This window comes from Motilimonas cestriensis (assembly GCF_021295315.1).
Taxonomy (GTDB): Bacteria; Pseudomonadota; Gammaproteobacteria; order Enterobacterales; family CBDFNC01; genus Motilimonas; species Motilimonas cestriensis.
On record NZ_JAIMJA010000024.1, the window covers coordinates 13,908 to 36,041 of the forward strand.

Here is a 22,134-nt window from a genome sequence, read left to right on the forward strand (position 1 = left end):
ATGCCTCTAACGGGTGAGCACTATGTCATCTATCGACAACGCTATTTGTTTCATTACGGTGCGAATATTACGACTGCTAGCACGATAATAGTTACCACTACTGGCACAGGCTTGTACCACTGGCGAGCGGTTTTCAAAATCAATACTGTAAATCACAATACCATTGCGTTTCATCGCGCGGCACAGCTCCAATTGCTTTTTATCGCGCACTGCAGCGTTGATCAAGTGATTACCATCAGAAAACAGCACCATGATTTTTTTATTGCTTACGACACCATATTTGCGTGGTAAATCCGCGAGCTTGCTGCTCCAATGACCTTGCCACAAAGGTGACAACAAGCGCCACGCCCACATCACGCCCTCTGCATTATTGGTGTTGAATTCAGAATAAAGGCTATCAACGCCGCCCGTGAACGCTTTTTTAGTGGTGATAAACGGCACGATTTTACTCACACCACAATCAGCATGGTCAAATGCGCCCAACTTATCACGGCGATTTTCTAAATAAGGATTATCGTTGCTGCTGGGTTTAAACGACAGCAATGGCGTACCGTCACCATATCGGGTAATCCCCGGCTCCTTGGTGCTCACATACAGCCAAGGCCGATAACGATTAGACGATGGCGGCTGTTCTAATTTAGCGACCCAAGCTGAATTCACTTGTCGTACGCTGTTAATCCCATCGACATCTTCTTGTAGCTGCGCACAAAATGCGCCTCTCGCACGTCCCGGTACTTCTCGATCTAATAGATCTGGCCAGCGACGCTCCTTACCCAACAACCTTAAACCACGGCTAAGCACCACGCTATCAGGATGAAAAAAGGCCGGGTAATCACCAATATTCACCAGTCCAGTAGCGGGAATAATACTGACGGCTTTATGATGATTACGTCGTTCGTTACTGAAAACAATATCGCCAAATTCCTTCAAACCTTGCTTAATTTTTGTCATCGGCCCACCGCTCATCGAGTCAGATACGTCTAACATTAAAGCAATTTCTAAAGTTGTGGCTAAAGTATTAGCCGCCACTTGCTGAGACAATCGCACAGGCGTTGAATCGGGAATAAAGCCAGTCATTTCTGGTGCCACTCGTGTTGACACCGTCAAGGTTGCGCCGCCTTCTTTTTGCATCAATTGGCCATCGACAGCTGACATACCATTGCGATCTACCGACGCACTGTTCACCGCTAATAACTGCGCGGCATCAGCCTCGCCATTCTCACTGTCGGCTCCTGAATACAAGGCGGCATCTGCCGCACCAGATAGACGACTGGATGCGGTGTTAAGGCGAATGGTTTCAACCACGACCGCCATAAAGGTCAAGGCCCCCACCAGCATTAACGCGAGACTCGGTGAAATAGCGCCACGCTGGCGTCCCTGAAAAGAGAAAAAAGACATATCAATTTACTTCTTGAATAAAATGGGCTTGAAATCCCGAATGGGGCCAAATATGTTTCATCCAGCCTTTAGTGGCGGGAATATCAGCCTGATAACACAAGGTCACTTTCACCACACTACCCACGGCAAGACTGGGCCACGGCACCTGCGCTTGGCAGCCGGAGCCGCGCAATAATAATTCAACAAGACCGGTGGCGGCGTTATAGCGCTCAATGGTTAAACTCGCCCGTCCCGCAGCCACACTCGACAGTTGCTGATCGGCATAATCTTGATAATATCCCAAGCGTAATAACGCTGCGGGGCTATCCATAATTATTTTATTGCTCACCAATTGCGTGATGTTATACGCCACATTAGTGAGGCGTTGCTCAACTCGTAGCACTGAAAACACCTGCGAGCTAGCCACAATCAATAGCATTAATACCGGAATACACAGCGCAGCCTCGATGCTGATACTACCCCGCTGGCGTTGGACTAATTTCATCTTAAACTCTCATGACAGCAGACACCGACTAAACCTAATCAAACAACTGTGACGGATGTAAAATTAAAGTACTGGTGTAGCGCAGCGGCTGATTACCAAACCAAGAAATAGGAGTGAATAACAGTTTAGTTTCAAGGGTGGCGGTGACTTTAAACACCGGATCATCTGGGGTGGTGATCGTCGGCTGCTGATCCTCTGACTCAGCACTTACCGCCAGTAAGGCTTGTAATGAAGTATATTGTTGCACTTGGATATCCACCTTGTCGATCAAACCATGGCCATAATCCGTTAGCTTCTGTTTAATCAAACTTTTGGTCAGCGGTTGTTGGCGCCAATCAGAAACCAATAAATCACGTAAAGTGCTGCGCATACTTTGGTCTAAGATGCTGTACTGCCAATGAATTCTCGCTACATCCAAAAATAAAAACAGCAACACCAAGATCACGGGAAACAACAACGCAGCTTCAATACTCACCACCCCACGCTGACGATGCTTGAGCAAACTTTGGCATTGTGTACTCATTGGGTATTTGCTACCGCAGTCATGGCTGGTAAACCTGCTTTTAATTGCACTAAGTCATGTTGTAACTGCTCGCGAGTCAGGTATTTTGCAAGAATATGCTTCGCTTGCTGCTCTTTGCCTTGCGCCAATAGCAACAACGCCCAGTTCATTTCCACTCGTTGCGACAATTGTTGATAGTTGAGCAAGGGAGAAAAGGTACTTTTAGCCCGTTCAAGATCGCCCTGCATTAACCAGCATAAAGCTAAATTACTGCGAAACGTGGCACTGTCAGGATCGCTGGCCAGCGCCAAGTTAAAATGCTCTACCGCAACATCAAAGGCTTGTTGGTTTAATTGCGCGACCGCAAGGCCATTATGCAGTTGACCAATTAAACCACTTTGCGGCGTTGCCCACTGTAAGCCTTGACTATACGTTTTGATTGCGCTGGCGCTGTCATCCGCTTTTAGTTGAAACTGGCCCAAATAATAAGCCGCTTGCGCCGCTTCACTGCCCTCGCTATCCAGTAACCGCCGCAACTGTTTTTGCGCTGCTTGTTTTTGGTCTAACTGATACAAGGTGCGCGCTAGCATTAATCGAGCCATTTGATGATCAGGTTGCTGCTCTATGGTTTTTTCCAACAAGCTTAACGCGCGATCAAACTGCGCATAATCAAACGCGGCTTGTGCCATCGCCAAATTGTTTTCCACTTCTTTCACCGCATTATTATTCGCGGTTTGGCTACAACCAGCGAGCAATAACAAGCCTAAACCGATTATCCATTGCAGGGAAATTTTCACACACGTAAACATAACGATGATTCCTAAGAGTTAACTCAAACTATCTAACAATAAATTCATGGTTGGTGCGATAATCAGCACTAGCAGCGGCAGCATAATGAACAACATTTGGATCAAGGTGATCCGTCCGGGTAAGCGTCCAGCTTGCTCTTCCAGTGACATTTTGCGCATTTGTCTGGCATCGCTGCTAATTGAACGCATGGTTTCAGCTAGCGGTGCACCGTATTTTTGCGCCATTGCCAAGGTGTTACCTAAACGGCTTAACTCTGTGAGACCAGTACGCCAAGCCAGTTTTTTAATACACTGAGCATGATCTCCAACCATTTTCATTTCACTGTGGGTGCGTAAAAACTGTGCCGCCAAACGTGGCTCGACGCTGTTTAAATAAAACCCGACTTTTTCCGTCGCACGCTCAAGTGACAAGCCCGCCTCAATGCTGATCACCATTAAATCAATCGCATCTGGCACCACTTGTTGCTGCTGCGCTTTGGCTTTTTTACCTAAATGTCGCAAGATATACTCAGGCAAGTTAGAGCCCAGTACATATCCCACCAACACATAGGTTAAGGTTAAATAGCCCAATGGTTGTGGCTGTGATAACTGCCAGAAAAATGCTACGAGCATTGCCCCTATACCCATCAGTAATTTACTGGCACATAAACGCGCTAAAGCCCCATGCGAGTAGATGCCCCCGTGCTCTAACATTTGAGTCAGGCGTTTTGTTTCTTTATCCGTGATGGGGTAAAGCATGCCAACCTTCACTAGTATCGACGGTGTTTCCGATGCGCTTTGCCAACGTCCTTGCGCATTAAACACATAACGAATTAGCTGCCGCTGCTGCTGCTGCAACTGTTGTCGCCACTGCCAGATCAGTCCCAGCAACAACCCGGTGACACCCAGTATAAATGCCACTAAAAAACCATTACTGGCCACTCCAATGAATGTCATCGGCTACCCTTTTAATTGCGTCATGCGACGAATAAAAAACAACCCCAACGCCACGCTAATCACCACATAACAAATCACGGCTTGGCCATTAAAAGTGGTCATCAGAAACTGAAAATGCTCTTGGCCTGTGGTGAACAACACCAAGGTGACAAACACTGGTAACGCCGCCAACACTTTGGCTGAGTTGCGTGATTCGGCGGTAATAGTTTGAATACTCGCGGCTAATTCTCGGCGCGCTCGCAAGGTGTCACTAAGACGATGTAACACATCGGCTAAACGACCTCCGGTTTCTTGTTGTAAGCTCAATACAATAGTCAAAAAACGAAACTCAGGCATTGGCATCCGTTGCGCCGCATGTTGCATGGCCTCTTGTAAGGTTTGCCCTACTTTTAACTCATCGTGCATCTGATGAAATAGCCGCGCAGTCACACCTTGATGCTGTGTCGCGATAATGCCAAACACATCAACCAAAGGAGAGCCAACGCGCAAGGCGCGGATCAAGCCATCAATCACATCAGGCAGTTCTTGACGAAAACTATCCATCGCTCGTTGCTGCAATTGGTAATAAGCAAAGATTACAAACACCACCGCAATAGCGATGCTCATCACCATGCTCAGAAAAATACTCATGCCATTGCTTACTAACACCAGTGGCATCAATAATACAAATCCAATCAAGATCCGTTGCCATTTACGGCGTTTGGTTTCGCCCAAAAAAGTGTTAAATGCCACATACCAAGCCCATTGCATTGACAAACCACGTTCAGCGGTTAGCACTAATTTTGGTTCGGTGAGCACATAACGTAATTGCTGTTGTTGCCATTGTTGCTGGCGTTGTTGATAGCGCCAATAAGCTAGCACCGTTGCCGCCCACAGCAAGATGATCAGCAGATAAATCATGATCCCTCGCGCTCCAATTCGGACGGATTCAAACACGCTTGGATCGCAAGGTGTTGACCAAAATGTGCCGCTTTTTCGATCAACGATTCCGACACAGCAAAGGACGAGAAATTTCCGTCAATCTGAGTACCACGGGCCTGAGTCAGCGTAAACTTAAAAATAGGTCGCATTTTTATTTGCTCACCTTCAATACCAACGATCTCGCTAATGGCAGTGATCCGGCGCTTCCCATCTCGCATTCGTTCCAACTGCACCACCAAATCAATGGCACTCACAATTTGTGAACGGATAATGTTTTCCGATATTTTTTCCGCGCCCATCTGCAACATATTAGACAAGCGCAATAAGGCATCTTCAGGATTATTCGCATGCAAGGTACACAGCGAACCGTCATGGCCGGTATTCATCGCTTGCAACATATCAAATGCTTCCGAGCCACGCACTTCCCCTAAAATAATCCGATCAGGGCGCATACGTAAGGCATTTTTAACTAAAGCTCTCACCGTCACTTCGCCGCGCCCTTCACTGCTTTCATTACGCGTTTCTAATGCGACCCAGTGGGGTTGATCTAAGGACAGCTCGGCGGCATCTTCGATGGTTAAGATCCGCTCATCATCGCTAATATGCTTACTCAAAGCATTTAGCAAGGTAGTTTTACCCGAGCCAGTGCCGCCCGACACCAAAATGTTAAACCGGCATTGCGTGGCTAGCGCCAAAAACTGCGCCATTCCCGCTGATACACTGCCACTATTGACTAACGTCGATAACAACAACTTACTGGCTGGAAATTTCCGAATGGAAATACACGTACCGTGTAAGGCTAATGGCGGAGCAATCACGTTAACCCGGCTACCATCGGCTAAACGGGCATCGACCATCGGCGTTGATTCATCCACCCGTCGCCCTACCGCATTCACAATCCGCTGCGCCACGTTCAATACATGCTGCTGATCGCGAAACGTAACATCCGTTAACTCTAGTTTTCCATAACGCTCTACATAAACGGTACTAGCACCATTGACCAAAATATCCGAAACACTGGGATCGTCTAATAATGGTTGGATCGGACCGATACCAATCATTTCATCGACTAACTGTAAACACAAACGGTCGATTTCACTGCTGTTATAAGGCAGCATTTTCCGTCCCGCAATATCATTAAGCGCACTGGTAACGCGCAAAATTAAAGCAGGTTTAGATAAAGTGGCCGCAACCGACGGCTCAACTAATTCATAAAATGCTTCACGCGCGGCGTCTGAAATCGCCAACAGTTCACTGTTGCGACTCACTGCACCTTGGTTCATGGCACTGATTTGACCAAACATTGGTTTATCCTCTTGCGCTAGCAGTCATCGAGATCATTGACAGTAGTTCGCGCAGTCCTTTAGCAAACTTGCCTGACTGAGCCGCAATCGGTTGACCGAGGCGCTCAGACTGTTCAAACGCTTTAGCTTCAAATGGCAAGGTTAAGGCAACGCTAAGATTAGCACCGTTACCTAGATCGGAGGAATTAACTCGGCCACTGCGCTGACGGTCTTGGTTAGCGACCAATAATTTACGCTGCTGTGATTGACCACTTGCCTGCAGTTTAGACAAATAACGAAAGCTATTTAAGCTGAGATTATTCATATAAATACATAAATCCGCTTGCGCAAGCACATCCAGCATAGCGGGCTGACGCAAGTCAGGTAAATCGACAATCAAGGTACTGTAATGCTCAGCGATAGCATGTATACACTGGCCTAATTGTGCAGCCGATGCATCACTAAAATGGCTATTTTGATCATAAAAAAGATGCAGTTTATCTGTCACTTGATGCGCACTATGAGCCAGCAAGGTAGCATCAATGCGATCAGGCTGCTGTAAAATGTTGTTCAGCGCCGGTTCATAATCCACCCCTAACAGAATCGGATGCTGGCTATGAAACACATCCAAGTCGACTAATGCTACTTGCTGATTTTGCTCGGTAGCCATTAGCCACGCTAAGTTGGCTGCCACTGTACTGGTGCCGCTACCACCCGCGCAACCTACCACACAAATAATCCGCCCTTGGCGTAAAGATTGCGTTACTGGTTGGCCTAATAAATGGCGGATACTAGCGCGTAGCGCATCGATATCAACAGGAGTCGAGTGGTAATCATTCACTCCTGAAAACAGTAATTGGCGATAAAGATTAACGTCTTTCTTATCACCTAATACCAACAATTTCATTTGCGGCGGACATACCTGCGCCAAGTCGGATAATGCCAACGCCAAACCTGAACAATCTCCAGCATCAACAATTAAAATATCAGGGGCACCGTGCTTGATACACCACTGTTTAGCTTGGGCAATAGTGCCTAACTGGATAGCGGCATCAATTTGATCTTGCTCTGCAAGGGCCAGTTTTAGGGCGTACTCAGTGCTGTTGGCTAACACAAATACCGCCATTTTGGTGGTTGCTTTGGCCATGATCAATCCCCTGTCACTTGCTGTTTATCACTCATTTTAATTTTGCCATCGAATAAACGCTGTACTGCGCCCACATCAAGAGCACTGGAACTCACTACATACTCCTCCCCTTGATGCCAAGTAGCTGGTTTCACTAGCGCACTGTGCATATTGCGGCGCATCGCGCAGGCGGGCACTGACAGAGATTCTTGATATTGACTAAAGCGGCAACTATTTTGCTGCAACGTCACCGCTATATTAACCTGATAATCCATTGCCCCTGTTTGACGATGTAAGCTCACAGGCAGCTGTAACCATTGACTTAACTGCGTATCAAGCTGTTGCAGTTGTTCAGTTGACAAGTTCGGGCCAGTTAACTGGATCGCCACTTTACCTTGTTCATTACGTTGTGCCACCGGCGCTAAGTAATGCTGCAACGAACTAAACAGCTGTGATGACGCAACTTGATAGTTAAGTTGATCTTGATATTGGGCAATCGCCGCGACTTGCTCCTCTGTGCTCATCGGCGTACACGCTGAAAGTAGCCCTAATACTGGCAATGCCAGCCATGCTGTATTATTCACTGTTGCCATCTTAAAATTCATAACCATAGTCCCCAAAAACACGAGTGGGCGCGTTGCTAAAATCACCTTGCTTACCAAAAAATAATCGTTCAAAACGGCTCGCAGGTCGAAACTCATCCAGCGGGCTGCGTAACAAATTAGCTGCGCTAGTTGGCTCGACTAAACGTGCCGTCGCGATGATCACTAACTCGCTTTCTGAATTTTGGTAACTATTGGTACTGAACAGCGGGCTCAGGTACGGGATCTCACCAAGAAAAGGCAATGACTCAACCTTGTGATCGCGATAGGTGCGAATTAGCCCCGCCAACGCAAAGCTTTGCCCATCGGCTAACTCGATTGTAGTGGTGGTGCGACGAGCTTCAATGCCCGGCACTTCAACGCCCGCAATCGACACACTGTGCTCACGGCTCAAGGTCGACACCTCTGGCGATACTGTTAAACTAATTCGCTTATTACTCATTAAGGTTGGGGTTAGCTCAAGCGAGATACCGAATTTTTTAAATTCAATCGACACGCCATCATCACCATTGTCTACAGGGAAAGGAAACTCACCACCCGACATAAACGTGGCAGCTTCACCCGATTTAGCGGTTAGATTGGGCTCAGCCAATACACTAACTAAGCTATTTTCAACCAAGGCATCCACAATGGCATTAATGTTCTTTTTCTTCACGCCATTGGCAGAAGCCATTGCATTACCAAATTGATTGCCTGGCGATACACCCAGCTCTAAATATTCACCAACCGCACTCCAACGCAAACCCAGTTGTTCACTGGTGGCACGTTGCATTTCAATGATCCTTATCGAAATATTGATTTGATCTGAGCCCGATAGGGTTAACTGATTCAATACATTTTGATACTCACCGCTGCCACCACCCGGTACCGCCGACCCTTCTACTGCTTGCACGGGGGCACTGGTGCCCAGCGTTGCACCTAGTGAATCGTTAAACAATCCTTTAGCAAACCCCTGTGCCATGCTGAGCACTTCGTGCGCTTGTAATGGGTTGTCTACTTCTCCTGAGACAATAACCAAGCCTTCTTCCACTTTGAAATCAAGAGCTAAATGTGGGAAACGTTGCTTAGCTTGTTGAGTTAACGGCGTAATATCAGCCGCAACCTTAATTCTAAAGTGCGCTAACGTTTGTTCGTCGCTCCCAACGACAATCAAATCGGTGGACCCCATTTTTTTACCGTACACCAATACACTGCGGGTAGACGGAGTGTGTACCATTGCCAATTCTGGATTGGCTAAAAACACATCCTGGATATTTCCATCCAACTCAAGCAATTTACTTTGATCAACTTGCAGCAAAATAGTTTTTACCAACGCACTGCTTGCACTCGCAGGCAACGCCTGCAACATGAAAAATATAAGTAGAATACGCATTACTTAACCTGCTTTTTGTTCACTGCTGGAGAGACTTAACGTGTCGCCGCGAAAAATTCGAATGCCTTTGCCCGGCTGTTTGTTAGGATGATGATTTTCAGATACATCTTGTGCCCAAATTATTTTTGGTACAGCTGTTCGCGGCATGGTTAAATCCTCTCGCCCCCGCAATACCAATGAAATATCGCCCAACCGATCGGCGAGTAGCAGCCGTGCAGCATTGTCCGGTGTTAACTCAAACGTAACATTGACCGGCTCAAACTGATGGCTACCTGGTTCAACGACAATTTTTTCTGTGCCGGCCAACTGCGCCGCAATTGCCAATAGCTTAATGTTTTCCAATACAATCTCAGCAGATAACCGATTAGGCACGGCTTGACCTTGTGCATCATTAACCGACTCATTTTCACTGGCAAGAATGATATCAACGCGATTACCGGGGCGGAGTAAGCCGTGACTAACCGCTGCGGGATTCAACGCAAGTGTCACTGCACGCATACCTGGTGACATCATTGAAGACAAGTAATGACTTTGTTCTGGGCGAATAATGTCATCTACGGTAAGTATTTGACCAGCAACCAGATTACGAGTTACTAGACTGCCTTCTAACTGCGCAGGATCAATGAAGCCATATAAAAACATCGCATCTAAATGAACTTGGCTCGATTCAGGTAAGGTTTGCCACACCAGATCTTGGCCACGTAAAAATGCCCCCGCTTGCAATGGGTAATTGGCGATTAACACTTGAGCCAAATTACGCTCTGGACTAGGGGGAGTTTCCGCTTGAGGCGTAATAGTAGCCGGCGATTTACCGGCGGGCTGTTGGTTTAACCAGGCCATCAAAAGTAGCAACGAGAGCAAAACCACCGCCGCTAAGATGAATAAGGATTTTTTCATTATGTTCACAATTTCAAATAGGGCACGGTGAAAAATGCTCCAAGGGAGATAGCAATAGCGTAAGGCACGCTATTTACCGGACGAATAATGATGGCTTGTCGTGCATTCAGCTGATTACATAGCAACAATAACAAACTCACTGCGCCACCAATCAATCCTGTCACGACGAAAAACCATCCGACATTTTCTTGCGCGGCGTATGCCAAAATGCCTAACAATTTACTGTCGCCAGCGCCCAAGATACGATAGTGGAACAGCACTATACCCACTACTAGCGTGACAAACGCTAATAGCAAGTATTGGATCTGAAAAGGCACTGTAACCACTACAACTAGCAGCAACAACAGGCTAACTTTATTCGGTATTATTCGGTTTTTTAGATCTTTGTATGCGATCCAAGCCAGCAATGTAAAACTCAAAAACTGGCTAACAACCAGGGTGTTATTCACCACTACTGCTCATATTAAGCCCTTCTGTAATTGCTAAAAATTTCTCTTTTAATGCGGTAATAAAAATACCGTCTGCGCCAAAAATGGCAAGGATCCCAGCGGCAAGACCTGCTGCCAAAATGCCGTACTCGATTGCCGTTGCACCACTTTCATCACGGCTGTAACACGATAACAAACGAAATAGTTTTTTATTCAAAATAAACTCCATTACAAATACAAATGATATTGAATATCATTATCATAATTATAATTGGCAAAAATATATGGTCAACCTTTTATTTTATAAAACACCAAAACAGAATGCTAATGTAGAAATAAAAACCAAAAAACCAATCAAAGATCTACTTATTACCATAAATTTAGGTTAAATTACCAAATGATAATGATTATCAATATTGTAATTGGTATTTTTAATACCATTTTTTGCTAAAAACTCTAAAAAATTAAAAGGGTGGCAGGCGTAAAAGTGGACTTTAATTCTAAATAGATGAATAAAAATTCAATAGTAGGTATATAGACATGCAATTTAAACCTTCGGCGATCATGCTGGCTCTTAGCTTTGGTCTCACGGCTTGTGGTGGTGGGGGTGGTGATACCACTACGGCGATAACAACACCTGCACCAGTTCCCAATAACCACGTAACACCGACTCCAGTTATAACACCGACTGCCGCACCTGATGATTTAACACCCGTAGTGACGCCGCCCCCAACAACCGCGAGTGAAATTACCATTACTGGCCAAGTGTACGGCGCAACCAACAACCCATTTAACGTAAAAATTTGTGCTGGTAACACCTGTGCTGATGAAACGACAATCACCGAAGATGGAACATTTTCTTACTTAGCTAAACTCAGTCAGTGGCCAACCGAACAGCCCTTAGTGATTGAAGTCGCCTCCATTGCTCAGCCTGCGTTAAAGTACCGCTCAGTGCTCGGAAGCTGGACCGAGCTATCGCTACTCGACAGTAATAGTGACCTACTGCTTGATGTGAGTGAACACAGCGATCTGTACATCACCCCAATCAACTTAGTTATGTCAACATTGGCACTGCAACAGTCAAGCACCACGCTCCAAAGCCGCAGCAACGTGACTCCAGCCGCACTAGATACGCCAACAAAAGCGCAAATAACCCAGTTAAAACAATTACTGTCAGACAATGATGCATTAAGTAAATTAGCGCTCAATACTGAGCAAGTTACGCAACTTAATGATTACGTGCTAGAGCTAAATAAAGACAAAGCCAACTCGTGGGATCCCAATGTTTACAGTGGTGAAATACGTCTGGCGTTCTCTACTGAGCAACTCACATATTTACAAGCTGCCCAGCTAGATCAGATACAATTTTTTACCTTAAACGCCCAACAAATTGAAACACTCCATAAAAGTAGTTCCGCCAATAAAATTGTGCAGTTACCCTCAGAGAAATTGGCCGAGATACAGCAAAGACCCGTGTTTACCACCGAGTATTTGCTGTCATTGGCCGCACTATTAAGTGCCACTCATCCTAATCAAGATGGCGCGTCAATTCCTGTGATCAGTACAGACTTGAACGCCTTAATTAGCGCATTGGTACAATCACGATTAACCACACCAACCCAAACGGCCCTTGAAGCATATCAAGCACACGCATTAGCCGCCAATGTCAGCTTACCCACCGAAATAGAATCGCTCTTCAATACCCAATTTATGGCATTCAAGAATGCCAATTACGAGTCAGAATTTAAGGCTACCCTGCTGGCATTAAAACCCCTTAAACACCTATCCTTAGCTGGCGCGTTTCCTACGCAATTTCAACAAGTAAAAATCAGCGTGTTATTAGGTGCAAAAGACAGCCCAGATAAGGACTCTTATCACTACACCGGAGAGCATCCACCGCGAATTATCAGCATACCACTCACTGATGCCAGCGGAAAAACGAGTCACCAAATCGATGCATCGGCTGGACAATATCAAGTCAACCTTTCGCTGTTGGACACGGCTGGTACGTTTGAGTTTTGTCAACCCGGTAAACGCGGCGAAGAATGGGGTGCGATCACCGATGATAACGTACAAGATACCCTCACTGTCGTCGCTACCGATTTAGCAACCGGCGTAGAATTACGGTCCGTGCTTGGGTCAATGTGCGAGCTGGCAAAGTTAGATTCCAATGCGAATGGAGTGCTAGAGAGCCAAGAATACTCACGCTTAAATCTGAGTTTTTTAAGCACAGCTAACACCGCTTTACTCGCTAAATCTACCTTGACTGGGGCTGGTTTCCCGAGTGATTGGCGACCTTATACTATTGCCGAACTCGATGAGAAAATCGCTGCACTGCCTGCTCCCCAAGCAGAGTTGATTGCAAGTATGGCCGCCCTGCAAGCCGCACAAAACTTATATGGGGAGCCTTTAAGCTTTGCCGAAGAAGTCAGTTTTTATTACGATTTACTAGCGCTGCTCAACATTAAAAAAGGCGGTGAATATGGCCGACTGTCGAACAATAATCTGATCCCGACCGTCAATGATATCTTGACCAAGCTAGGTGAGCACTCAGCGGTTACACCAATTTTGTTGCAGAATAATGACAAGAATATCTCCCACATCATGGCGGAAGGCTTAGCACTGCTAAACCAGTCCAGTACAGATAAACTCATGTTGCAGCAACCCGCTGGAAACTGGTTTGAAAGTTATGAAAACAGCCACCTTGCTGCTGTTTGTTTTGACGTGCTCAATGACCAACAAATTATTGGTCTTGGGATCGCGGGGCAAGGCAAGGCTGCCGATGGCTCTTATTGGGTCAGTCTGATTTGGCATCCTCAAGCTGGCGCGGCAAGCTACCAAGTAGCGTGGGATGCTCAAGCATTTAATGACATAAACCAAGCCGCTAGCAACATAACGGTAAGCGATAATCGAGCGACAATCAAAGGGCTAACCCAATGGCAGGCTTACCAAATTCGTGTAAGCTCTAATGTTGGCCAAGCTAGCGCACCTCTGACTTATACAGCGGGGCAAAAATTCATTTCTGACACTAAAGTCACTGCTGGTCTCGCAAGTGATGACAGCCATCGTGGCCGTGACAGCGATACATCTTGTGATCCACTCAGCGGTCAAGCCGTCAACAGTGATCGCGATGGTGCGCTCGGCGCGCGTTATTTAAAACTAGATCACGCCAGTCAACCCCTTGCTCGTCAAGATTTGTCGGTGAAGCAACTTGATTTCGCTTGTGCCGTAGATTTACAAACTGGCTTAGTTTGGCAAACCCGCAAGCAACTTAAAGACAGTGATCCTTACAGTATTCACGATGAAAAAAATCAGTTTGCTTACGATGAAACTGCCGACCCAGCCACCTTTAATGGTAGCTGTGCACTCCCCGGCCAAGACGCCTTATCTAGCGATCCTATGGTCTGTAACGTTGCTAATCAAATAAAGTGGGTTAACGAGAGCAACCTTTGTGGCTTGAGTAACTGGCGCTTGCCAAATGTGCAAGAAATTTACTCATTGGCTAATCTTCGTGGCGACCAAAGCGTTAACTTCGACACTCGCTACTTCCCACTCTCTGAACTTATCTACTCTAACTATGAGCTACACGGTTTATGGCTACAAGAGCAACATCACAGCGAAAACAAAGCGATGAGCATGATGCCAAATTTACACGTCAGTACAGCTTGGGACAAAAAAACCAAACCTAATACCGTTCAGCTAGTCAGTGATGGTTTCAACTTCACCACCACGCAAGGAAACAATTAATGAACAAGACATTTACTTTATCCTCAATTATCTCTTGCTTACTATTGGGTAATGCGGCCATCGCCCAGCCTATATGTGAGGCAAATTTCGAGCCGACGAGTAACCCAGATGATCGCTTTGAAACTCAAGAATTGTCGACCAATGCAGGCATGATCAAGGTGATTAATGACCGAGCCACTGGATTGCAATGGGCATACTGCCCGTATGGTCAAACTCCGAGTGCAGATTTAGCCAGTTGTGAAGGCGAGGCTCAGCCCATTGGCACTATGCGTGATAAGAATAAACACCAATTACTAGAAGATACGTTAACGCAAGAAAATGCCCGTTTAGGTGAGAGCGCTCATTTATGGCGTGCGCCTAATACACATGAATTAATGAGTATTTTTAACGGTAAATGCACACCGGCCATTTATCATGCGTTTTCATTCGAGATCAATAAAACCGACGAAGAAATTCAAGCAATGATCGATACAAGAGTAAATTGGTGGGATCCAAAGGTTACCGAAGCTGAACGAAACTTTGCGGATGAGCAAAGAATGAAAGGCAATGCTTATCGCTATTTACCTTTCACTACAGATACCAGTGCAAAAGTTGCGTCGGATGGCTATCAAACTGTTATTTTTTCTAATGCTTACAGTGTTACCTCAACGGTGAATACGTGGCCAGGATTACTGCGCTTAGTCAGGTCGATTCCTGTTCAATAATTCTGAGAGGAACTATTTGAAAACTGCATTCACTTAATGAACCTGAACTCGGGATAAAAATAAGGGAACTAAAAGCTGGTTCTGGGATCAGATCTTTCGACCAAGAAAGACTCACCGTGAAGGAACCAGCTATACATGACGTGGCTCTCGCCTTAATTAAAAAGCTCTGCGACATTGAGCGCCAGATTAAAGACCTAAGCGAGAAGTAAACCGACTTCACGACTGAGAACATCAAAGCGTACCGGCAAACCAATAACATCCCGATATTAAAAGAAATAAAGCCTTCCTCGACACCAATGTGAACAAAATGCCCAAAGATAGTTTAACGGACATTGCCATTCACTACATGCTGAATCAATGGACAAAACTAACGGTTTACTGCACCTGTGATGAGCTGCGTATCAGCAATATCTTAGCTGAGAATGCTATTCGCCCGTTCGTGATTGGGCGCAAAGCCTGGCTGTTTGCGGATACCCCGCAAGGTGCCCATGCCAGCGAGGTGTGTTACAGCCTCGTATAAAGTGCAAAACAAATGGCCTTGAGCCGTATCAGTATCTTCACGATCTGCTAGGGTCTGTTGATCTTTGCTGTATAGATTTTGTTCAGCAGTACATAGGCAGCCACATTATAGCAAACGCCAGTGATACCATACTGGCGTAATTTCTTGCTAACTTATCATATCTCGTTGATATGGCTCGGAAGTGTTTAATCCTCGCGAAAGCGTTTTCAACCAAATGCCGATACTTATAGAGGCACCAATCCATGCTTTCTTTATCAATATCTTGCCGATAATTTCGTTTCGGTATAATGGTTTTGCCACCTTTAGAGTCAACGTATGCCCTTAAAGCTTCGCTGTCATAGCCTTTATCTGCGATAAATACGTTCACCTCTTTAGGGTGATCAATGAGACTCACAGCACGAGCAATATCATTCCTCTGGCCCTCTGATAGCTCGAAATAAATTGGTAATCCACCACTATCCACGGCCAAATGGATTTTTGTTGAATTACCGCCGCGACTCTTTCCTATACTCTCACTATCTTGTGTCGCTGCTCCTGCGCTATGCTGATGAGCTTTGACTATTGAACCATCAGCAAACACCCAATCATAGTCTGCATTTCTTGATAACTCGTTGAATAATATATCTAACAGGCCTTTTTTAGACCACAGGTTAAAACGGCGATACACTGCGCTCCAATCACCAAACTCTTTTGGTAGATCGCGCCATGGGATACCTGTTCGCAATCGAAAAAGAATACCTTCAAAGGTCATTCTATGTTCAGGCTTGTTATAAATGCGGCCAGAGCTCATCATCACTTGAAGTAGCTTTTCCCACCGCTGATCAGTTAGCATTAGTCTCGGCATGGTATTGGATTATAGTTTTACTTTTGGCGAAGCAAATTATAACCCTTTACCATGCTGCTCAAAAATCCATAACGAAAGATCAACACGCCCTAGCGAGACTACCCTATGCCGAAGAAACAGTGGATGAGATCGAAACGCTGCTACCGTGGAATATTAACAAAAGCCAATATTCCTCTGTCAAACCGTGCTAGATTTGTCTCGGCTAAAAACAAAAAAGTCCGCAGTTACGCGGACTTAAGTATGATTTATTGCCTGTTAGTGCCAGTGCTTGCTAGACGGAGGATTATTCCCACTCAATGGTTGCTGGCGGCTTGCCTGATACGTCATATACCACACGTGAGATGCCGTCAATTTCATTGATAATGCGGTTAGACACATGACCAATGAGTTCATAAGGTAAATGCGACCAACGCGCGGTCATAAAGTCGATGGTTTCAACACAGCGAAGTGAAACAACCCAATCATACTTACGACAGTCCCCCATTACCCCTACTGAGCGAACAGGTAAGAACACCACAAATGCTTGGCTTACTTTGTGGTATAAGTCGGCTTTGCGCAGCTCTTCGATAAAGATAGCGTCAGCACGGCGCAGCAAGTCACAGTATTCTTTTTTTACTTCACCTAATACGCGCACACCGAGGCCTGGCCCTGGGAATGGGTGGCGATAAAGCATGTCGTAAGGCAAGCCTAGCTCTAGGCCAATTTTACGCACTTCATCTTTAAACAATTCACGCAATGGCTCAACTAAGCCCATTTCCATATCATCTGGTAAACCGCCCACATTATGGTGCGATTTAATAACGTGAGCTTTGCCTGTTTTTGACGCTGCCGATTCAATTACGTCAGGGTAGATAGTACCTTGAGCTAGCCATTTTGCATTGGTTAGTTTCTTTGACTCTTCATCAAAGATATCAACAAACACATGGCCAATGGTTTTACGTTTTTGCTCTGGGTCGCTTTGGCCTGCCATGGCATCTAAGAAGCGATTTTCAGCATCCACATGAATAATGTTGAGACCAAAATGGTCACCAAACATTTCCATTACTTGTTGGCCTTCATTTAAGCGCAGTAGACCGTTATCAACGAATACACAGGTCAGCTTGTCACCTATAGCTCGTTGAATAAGCATGGCCACCACTGATGAGTCAACACCGCCAGAAAGACCAAGGATAACTTCATCATCACCCACTTGCTCTTTAATACGCGCAACCGCATCTTCAATAATTGAAGCTGGTGTCCATAATGAATCACAGCCACAAACGTCTTTCACAAAGTGCGATAGCATACGCTCGCCTTGACGAGTGTGTGTTACTTCAGGGTGGAACTGCACGCCGTAAAATTTCTTTTCTTCGTTCGCCATTGCCGCAAATTGACAGGTTGCGGTCTTAGCAACTGTAACAAAGCCTTCTGGAATTTGAGACACTTTATCGCCATGGCTCATCCACACATCAAGTAGCGCTTTACCATCAGCAGAAACCGCATCTTCGATCGACTTAAACAACTCTGATGGGTTTTGCACTTCAATTTGTGCATAACCAAATTCACCCTCGCCTTCACCCTTGATGACTTCGCCACCCAATTGCTTAGACATGGTTTGCATGCCATAACAAATACCTAATACCGGTACACCTGCGGTAAATACATATTCAGGGGCACGAGGCGAATTAGGTGCGGTAACACTTTCTGGGCCACCAGCAAGCACGATACCATTTGGATTAAATTCTTTGATGTCTTCTTCGGTAACATCCCAGCTCCAAAGCTCACAGTAGACCCCAATTTCACGAATACGACGTGCAATCAGTTGCGTGTATTGAGATCCAAAATCTAAGATTAAAATGCGATGTTCGTGAATGTTTTTGCTCATAATTTGCAATTGCTCCAGGCAAAAATAACAAAGACGGCCGAAAAGCCGTCTTATTTAACATAAAACTGTTTTAGCGATTACCCTAAACGATAGTTTGGCGCTTCTTTCGTGATGGTCACATCATGAACGTGGCTTTCACCCATACCTGCGCTGGTAATTTTAACAAACTGCGGTTTAGTACGCATTTCATCGATGGTCGCTGAGCCAGTTAGACCCATTGATGAGCGTAGACCACCCATTTGTTGATGAATGATTTCTTTTAGGCGGCCTTTGTAAGGAACGCGTCCTTCAATGCCTTCTGGTACTAACTTGTCTGCTGCGTTATCCGATTGGAAATAACGATCAGAAGAACCTTTAGACATTGCACCCAGTGAGCCCATACCGCGGTATAGTTTGAATGAACGACCTTGGAATAAGACCACTTCACCTGGCGATTCTTCAGTACCAGCAAACATGCTGCCCATCATTACACACGATGCGCCAGCAACAATAGCTTTGGCAATATCACCCGAGAAGCGAATGCCGCCATCAGCAATGACTGGAACATCAGTACCCGCTAATGCTTCTACAGCGTCAGAAATGGCAGTAATTTGTGGAACACCACAACCCGTTACGATACGTGTAGTACAAATTGAGCCTGGGCCAATCCCCACTTTAACCGCGTCAACACCCGCAGCAACCAAGGCTTTAGCACCTTCTGCTGTTGCGACGTTACCGCCGATAATTTGTAAATTAGGGTATGCGGCACGTGTCGCTTTAATGCGATCAAGTACGCCTTGGGAATGACCATGTGAAGAGTCAATAAGCAGTACGTCAACGCCTGCATCAACTAAGGCTTTAATACGCTCTTCGTTACCTTCGCCAGAGCCTACTGCAGCGCCAACACGTAAGCGGCCTAGCTCATCTTTACAAGCATTAGGTTTACGCTCAGCTTTCTTAAAGTCTTTTACTGTGATCAAGCCTTTAAGCTTGAAAGCATCATCCACTAAGATAACTTTTTCGATACGGTTTTCATGCATCACTTTGATAACTTCTTCGCGTGTTGCATCCGGTTTAACCGTCACTAACCGTTCTTTAGTCGTCATTACCGCAGAAACTGGCTTGGCCAAGTCTTCTTCAAATACCACGTCACGACCTGTGACAATGCCGACCACTTCATCGCCATTTTCAACAACTGGGTAGCCTGCAAAACCGTGTAATTCAGTTAAGGCTTTAATTTCACGTAGTGTCATTTGCGGCGTAACAGTCACAGGGGAAGAAACCACACCACTTTCGTAAATTTTAACTAAACGAACTTGCTCGGCTTGGGCTTCAATTGACATGTTTTTATGGATAAAACCAATGCCGCCTTCTTGCGCTAAAGAAATAGCGAGACGAGCTTCAGTGACGGTATCCATAGCTGCTGATACAACTGGAATATTAAGGGATATTTTACGTGTTAAGCGAGTTTTTAGGCTGGCAGTATTGGGTAAAACAGTAGAATGACCTGGTACAAGGAGTACGTCGTCAAAGGTTAAAGCTTCTTTTGCGATTCTTAGCATTGCAATATCTCAACATCGGTTGGGAGTAGAATATTGCGTTGGGATTATAGGGCTTTGTCACACTTTTAACAAATACAATTTTCACAAATTTTCATCTTTTTGTATGGCTGTCGCCATCATAAACCATTTGCTGTTAAAATCACTTCCTTCGACACATTTATTGACCTGGAACTGAAATTTGCAATCCATTTACACGGTTAGTCGCCTTAATGGTGAAGTTAAAAAATTGTTGGAATCAGGCTTAGGTACCGTGTGGCTCAGTGGCGAGATATCGAACCTCACCATGGCCACTTCAGGGCACTGGTATCTCACCCTCAAAGATCACAGTGCGCAAGTTAAATGTGCCATGTTTAGGGGCAATAATAGTAGAGTGAGGTTACAGCCTAAAAACGGCATGCAAGTGTTAGTACGCGCGAAATTAAGCTTGTATGAACCAAGAGGTGATTACCAGCTGATATTAGAGTCAATGGCACCAGAAGGCGAAGGTTTGTTGCAGCAAGCATTTGATGCGCTCAAATTTAAACTGGCTGCAGAGGGACTGTTCGCCAGCCAGCATAAGCAACCGCTGCCAACAACGCCCACTAAGGTAGGCTTAATCACCTCTGCTACTGGCGCTGCTATTCATGATTTATTATCGGTACTTAAGCGCCGTAATCCTCTGCTCCAGATCATTGTTTACCCCAGTGCGGTTCAGGGAAAGGCAGCAACTGCGCAGTTAGTCAAGACACTACAAACGGCTAATCAACGTAATGAGGTCGACGTCATTGTGCTAGGTCGCGGCGGCGGCTCGTTAGAAGACTTGTGGTGTTTTAATGAAGAAGCATTAGCCCGCGCGGTCTTTAATTCCACCATTCCAGTGATCAGTGCAGTTGGCCATGAAGTAGATGTCACTATTTGTGATTTTGTCGCTGATTTACGCGCCGCAACCCCTTCAGCGGCGGCAGAGTTACTCAGTGGTAACAGCGAACATTGGCAACATCAGTTGCAACAACTCAATGCTCGCTTAGTACGCGCGATGACCCAAGAATTACGCCAGCAACAAAGTCGCTTTCAATTAATTAGCCAGCAGTTGCAATATCATGAACCCAGGAAGAAGCTGCAACTTCAAGCGCAGCGTTTAGATGAACTCGACGCTCGTCTGAGAAGAGCAATGCAAAGCCACTTAAAACAACAAACTCATCAGTTTGTACGGTTAAACCAGCAGCTATTCCAATCACAGCCTGGACTACGAGTAACACAGCTTCAACTGCAACAGCAGCAATTAGTAGCTAGGCTATCTCGTGGTATGCGCACACTATTGGATAAACATCAGCAAAAACAGCAAAGTGCGGTGGGGCAATTACAAGCTGTTAGCCCATTAGCCACTTTGGCACGTGGATATTCAATTACCAGTAACCAAGCTGGAGATGTCATACAGCAGATTGAACAAGTGAGAAGTGGTGAAATATTAACGACTCGTGTCGCTAACGGTGTGATCAGTTCCGTTGTAAAGTAAGCAAGTTCAATACCAATAACTTATTTCGCATTGCAAACATTGACACTGCGCAATGAGTTATTCGGCTATAAAAAAAATTTGATAAAAAGCACTAATATTAAAGAAGTGGAGAGTGTTATGGACAATGCCCTCCTCTATCTCTTTAACATTGGAGGCATATAATGGACACTCAAACCAAAAATCATCCACACGCTCACTACCTAACTGAAGAAGATAAAGTAGAGCAAAAAATTCACCTTGCTGAAGAGCACCTTCACCAAGCAGAAGACATGCTGCATGAAGCCGAGCATGAATTGGAAGATGCACTACACGAACAAGATATTATTGACCTAGAAAGAGATTTGTAGGGGTAATAATGCACTTGCCTGACAAGGCAAGTGCATTAGTTGGGGTGGGCTAGTTGAAGTGAATGAAATTAGCCATTGAGCGCACTAAGACGATAATCAGCACTCGATTTCGATTTCATTTCATTACAGCTATTACAAAAAAAGTCCACCGCCCCACATGCTTTCAGCAACTCTAAGCGATCACCACATGACGAGCAATGTACTTGTGCTTGATAGTCTTGCTCACATGCTTGGCACTGGTAAACGAACTTACCTAAGTAAGTCATTACTTGGCTACATTGAGGGCAGTTTAATTCTTTCATCACGATGCCTTA

General features: G+C 45.5%; 22 protein-coding genes. 5 read left to right on the plus strand and 17 right to left on the minus strand.

Going from position 1 to position 22,134, the window contains the following annotated elements; genetic code table 11:
- Window positions 1-6 precede the first annotated feature (6 nt).
- The 13 genes from K6Y31_RS18365 to K6Y31_RS18425 are packed head-to-tail and all read right to left on the minus strand — an operon-like array spanning window position 7 to window position 10,975.
- On the minus strand, window positions 7-1,398 hold the full coding sequence (locus K6Y31_RS18365; protein WP_233054415.1) for a pilus assembly protein TadG-related protein: 1,392 nt from the start codon (window positions 1,396-1,398) through the stop codon (window positions 7-9).
- Between the two features lies 1 nt (window position 1,399).
- Complete coding sequence (locus K6Y31_RS18370) at window positions 1,400-1,882, minus strand: TadE/TadG family type IV pilus assembly protein (protein ID WP_233054417.1); 483 nt, start codon at window positions 1,880-1,882, stop codon at window positions 1,400-1,402.
- A gap of 34 nt (window positions 1,883-1,916) precedes the next feature.
- Window positions 1,917-2,405, minus strand: a complete 489-nt coding sequence (locus K6Y31_RS18375; RefSeq protein ID WP_233054419.1) for a TadE/TadG family type IV pilus assembly protein — start codon at window positions 2,403-2,405, stop codon at window positions 1,917-1,919.
- Window positions 2,402-3,193, minus strand: coding sequence for a tetratricopeptide repeat protein (locus K6Y31_RS18380; RefSeq protein ID WP_233054421.1), 792 nt, complete (start codon window positions 3,191-3,193; stop codon window positions 2,402-2,404). The genes K6Y31_RS18375 and K6Y31_RS18380 overlap by 4 nt, the downstream gene beginning before the upstream one ends.
- Before the next feature lie 18 nt (window positions 3,194-3,211).
- Window positions 3,212-4,129, minus strand: a complete 918-nt coding sequence (locus K6Y31_RS18385; protein WP_233054423.1) for a type II secretion system F family protein — start codon at window positions 4,127-4,129, stop codon at window positions 3,212-3,214.
- Between the two features lie 3 nt (window positions 4,130-4,132).
- Window positions 4,133-5,029, minus strand: a complete 897-nt coding sequence (locus tag K6Y31_RS18390; RefSeq protein WP_233054424.1) for a type II secretion system F family protein — start codon at window positions 5,027-5,029, stop codon at window positions 4,133-4,135.
- Window positions 5,026-6,354, minus strand: coding sequence for a TadA family conjugal transfer-associated ATPase (locus tag K6Y31_RS18395; RefSeq protein WP_233054426.1), 1,329 nt, complete (start codon window positions 6,352-6,354; stop codon window positions 5,026-5,028). Before K6Y31_RS18395 ends, K6Y31_RS18390 begins: the two co-directional genes overlap by 4 nt.
- A 4-nt stretch (window positions 6,355-6,358) precedes the next feature.
- A complete protein-coding gene (locus K6Y31_RS18400; RefSeq protein ID WP_233054429.1) occupies window positions 6,359-7,480 on the minus strand; it encodes a CpaE/TadZ family protein in 1,122 nt (373 codons plus the stop codon).
- A 2-nt stretch (window positions 7,481-7,482) separates the two neighbouring features.
- On the minus strand, window positions 7,483-8,064 hold the full coding sequence (locus K6Y31_RS18405) for a hypothetical protein (protein WP_233054431.1): 582 nt from the start codon (window positions 8,062-8,064) through the stop codon (window positions 7,483-7,485).
- A complete protein-coding gene (locus K6Y31_RS18410) occupies window positions 8,054-9,433 on the minus strand; it encodes a type II and III secretion system protein family protein (protein ID WP_282560207.1) in 1,380 nt (459 codons plus the stop codon). The genes K6Y31_RS18405 and K6Y31_RS18410 overlap by 11 nt, the downstream gene beginning before the upstream one ends.
- Before the next feature lie 3 nt (window positions 9,434-9,436).
- Window positions 9,437-10,330, minus strand: coding sequence for a Flp pilus assembly protein CpaB (cpaB, locus tag K6Y31_RS18415; protein WP_233054433.1), 894 nt, complete (start codon window positions 10,328-10,330; stop codon window positions 9,437-9,439).
- A gap of 5 nt (window positions 10,331-10,335) precedes the next feature.
- Window positions 10,336-10,779 carry an A24 family peptidase gene (locus tag K6Y31_RS18420; protein WP_233054435.1) on the minus strand — a complete coding sequence of 148 codons (444 nt, stop codon included), beginning with the start codon at window positions 10,777-10,779 and terminating at the stop codon, window positions 10,336-10,338.
- The gene (locus K6Y31_RS18425) at window positions 10,772-10,975 is read right to left on the minus strand and encodes a Flp family type IVb pilin (RefSeq protein WP_233054437.1); all 204 of its coding nucleotides are present in this window, start codon (window positions 10,973-10,975) and stop codon (window positions 10,772-10,774) included. The genes K6Y31_RS18420 and K6Y31_RS18425 overlap by 8 nt, the downstream gene beginning before the upstream one ends.
- A 323-nt stretch (window positions 10,976-11,298) precedes the next feature.
- Here K6Y31_RS18425 and K6Y31_RS18430 point away from each other — a divergent pair, with 323 nt between their 5' ends.
- The 3 genes from K6Y31_RS18430 to K6Y31_RS18440 all read left to right on the plus strand — a co-directional run bounded on the left by K6Y31_RS18430 (window position 11,299) and on the right by K6Y31_RS18440 (window position 15,729).
- Window positions 11,299-14,505, plus strand: coding sequence for an Lcl domain-containing protein (locus K6Y31_RS18430; RefSeq protein ID WP_233054439.1), 3,207 nt, complete (start codon window positions 11,299-11,301; stop codon window positions 14,503-14,505).
- Window positions 14,505-15,209 (plus strand): hypothetical protein, encoded by a 705-nt coding sequence (locus K6Y31_RS18435; RefSeq protein ID WP_233054440.1) that lies wholly within the window; start codon window positions 14,505-14,507, stop codon window positions 15,207-15,209. The genes K6Y31_RS18430 and K6Y31_RS18435 overlap by 1 nt, the downstream gene beginning before the upstream one ends.
- A 265-nt stretch (window positions 15,210-15,474) precedes the next feature.
- Entirely contained in the window at window positions 15,475-15,729 is a 255-nt protein-coding gene (locus tag K6Y31_RS18440; RefSeq protein WP_345790271.1) for an IS66 family transposase, read from the plus strand.
- A gap of 82 nt (window positions 15,730-15,811) precedes the next feature.
- Here K6Y31_RS18440 and K6Y31_RS18445 read toward each other — a convergent pair whose 3' ends face one another.
- From K6Y31_RS18445 to guaB, 3 genes are all read right to left on the minus strand, one after another.
- Entirely contained in the window at window positions 15,812-16,573 is a 762-nt protein-coding gene (locus K6Y31_RS18445; protein WP_233054444.1) for an IS5 family transposase, read from the minus strand.
- A 283-nt stretch (window positions 16,574-16,856) separates the two neighbouring features.
- The gene (guaA, locus tag K6Y31_RS18450; RefSeq protein ID WP_233054446.1) at window positions 16,857-18,437 is read right to left on the minus strand and encodes a glutamine-hydrolyzing GMP synthase; all 1,581 of its coding nucleotides are present in this window, start codon (window positions 18,435-18,437) and stop codon (window positions 16,857-16,859) included.
- 77 nt (window positions 18,438-18,514) lie between these two features.
- Window positions 18,515-19,978, minus strand: coding sequence for an IMP dehydrogenase (gene guaB, locus K6Y31_RS18455; protein WP_232800967.1), 1,464 nt, complete (start codon window positions 19,976-19,978; stop codon window positions 18,515-18,517).
- Between the two features lie 178 nt (window positions 19,979-20,156).
- On the opposite strand from guaB, the gene xseA reads away from it, so the two are divergent.
- Together xseA and K6Y31_RS18465 are read left to right on the plus strand one after the other, a co-directional pair.
- Window positions 20,157-21,473, plus strand: a complete 1,317-nt coding sequence (xseA, locus tag K6Y31_RS18460) for an exodeoxyribonuclease VII large subunit (protein WP_233054448.1) — start codon at window positions 20,157-20,159, stop codon at window positions 21,471-21,473.
- Between the two features lie 161 nt (window positions 21,474-21,634).
- The gene (locus K6Y31_RS18465) at window positions 21,635-21,820 is read left to right on the plus strand and encodes a hypothetical protein (RefSeq protein ID WP_233054450.1); all 186 of its coding nucleotides are present in this window, start codon (window positions 21,635-21,637) and stop codon (window positions 21,818-21,820) included.
- A 68-nt stretch (window positions 21,821-21,888) separates the two neighbouring features.
- On the opposite strand, the gene K6Y31_RS18470 is transcribed toward K6Y31_RS18465, so the two are convergent.
- Window positions 21,889-22,122, minus strand: a complete 234-nt coding sequence (locus K6Y31_RS18470) for a zinc ribbon domain-containing protein (RefSeq protein WP_233054451.1) — start codon at window positions 22,120-22,122, stop codon at window positions 21,889-21,891.
- Window positions 22,123-22,134: the final 12 nt, after the last annotated feature.

Excerpts from the sequence above, each read along its gene's own strand:
- K6Y31_RS18365 (WP_233054415.1), bottom strand. The coding sequence starts at position 1,398 with ATGTCTTTTTTCTCTTTTCAGGGACGCCAGCGTGGCGCTATTTCACCG.
- K6Y31_RS18370 (WP_233054417.1), bottom strand. The coding sequence starts at position 1,882 with ATGAAATTAGTCCAACGCCAGCGGGGTAGTATCAGCATCGAGGCTGCG.
- K6Y31_RS18375 (WP_233054419.1), bottom strand. The coding sequence starts at position 2,405 with ATGAGTACACAATGCCAAAGTTTGCTCAAGCATCGTCAGCGTGGGGTG.
- K6Y31_RS18380 (WP_233054421.1), bottom strand. The coding sequence starts at position 3,193 with ATGTTTACGTGTGTGAAAATTTCCCTGCAATGGATAATCGGTTTAGGC.
- K6Y31_RS18385 (WP_233054423.1), bottom strand. The coding sequence starts at position 4,129 with ATGACATTCATTGGAGTGGCCAGTAATGGTTTTTTAGTGGCATTTATA.
- K6Y31_RS18390 (WP_233054424.1), bottom strand. The coding sequence starts at position 5,029 with ATGATTTATCTGCTGATCATCTTGCTGTGGGCGGCAACGGTGCTAGCT.
- K6Y31_RS18395 (WP_233054426.1), bottom strand. The coding sequence starts at position 6,354 with ATGTTTGGTCAAATCAGTGCCATGAACCAAGGTGCAGTGAGTCGCAAC.
- K6Y31_RS18400 (WP_233054429.1), bottom strand. The coding sequence starts at position 7,480 with ATGGCCAAAGCAACCACCAAAATGGCGGTATTTGTGTTAGCCAACAGC.
- K6Y31_RS18405 (WP_233054431.1), bottom strand. The coding sequence starts at position 8,064 with ATGAATTTTAAGATGGCAACAGTGAATAATACAGCATGGCTGGCATTG.
- K6Y31_RS18410 (WP_282560207.1), bottom strand. The coding sequence starts at position 9,433 with ATGCGTATTCTACTTATATTTTTCATGTTGCAGGCGTTGCCTGCGAGT.
- cpaB (WP_233054433.1), bottom strand. The coding sequence starts at position 10,330 with ATGAAAAAATCCTTATTCATCTTAGCGGCGGTGGTTTTGCTCTCGTTG.
- K6Y31_RS18430 (WP_233054439.1), top strand. The coding sequence starts at position 11,299 with ATGCAATTTAAACCTTCGGCGATCATGCTGGCTCTTAGCTTTGGTCTC.
- K6Y31_RS18435 (WP_233054440.1), top strand. The coding sequence starts at position 14,505 with ATGAACAAGACATTTACTTTATCCTCAATTATCTCTTGCTTACTATTG.
- K6Y31_RS18445 (WP_233054444.1), bottom strand. The coding sequence starts at position 16,573 with ATGCCGAGACTAATGCTAACTGATCAGCGGTGGGAAAAGCTACTTCAA.
- guaA (WP_233054446.1), bottom strand. The coding sequence starts at position 18,437 with ATGAGCAAAAACATTCACGAACATCGCATTTTAATCTTAGATTTTGGA.
- guaB (WP_232800967.1), bottom strand. The coding sequence starts at position 19,978 with ATGCTAAGAATCGCAAAAGAAGCTTTAACCTTTGACGACGTACTCCTT.
- K6Y31_RS18465 (WP_233054450.1), top strand. The coding sequence starts at position 21,635 with ATGGACACTCAAACCAAAAATCATCCACACGCTCACTACCTAACTGAA.
- K6Y31_RS18470 (WP_233054451.1), bottom strand. The coding sequence starts at position 22,122 with ATGAAAGAATTAAACTGCCCTCAATGTAGCCAAGTAATGACTTACTTA.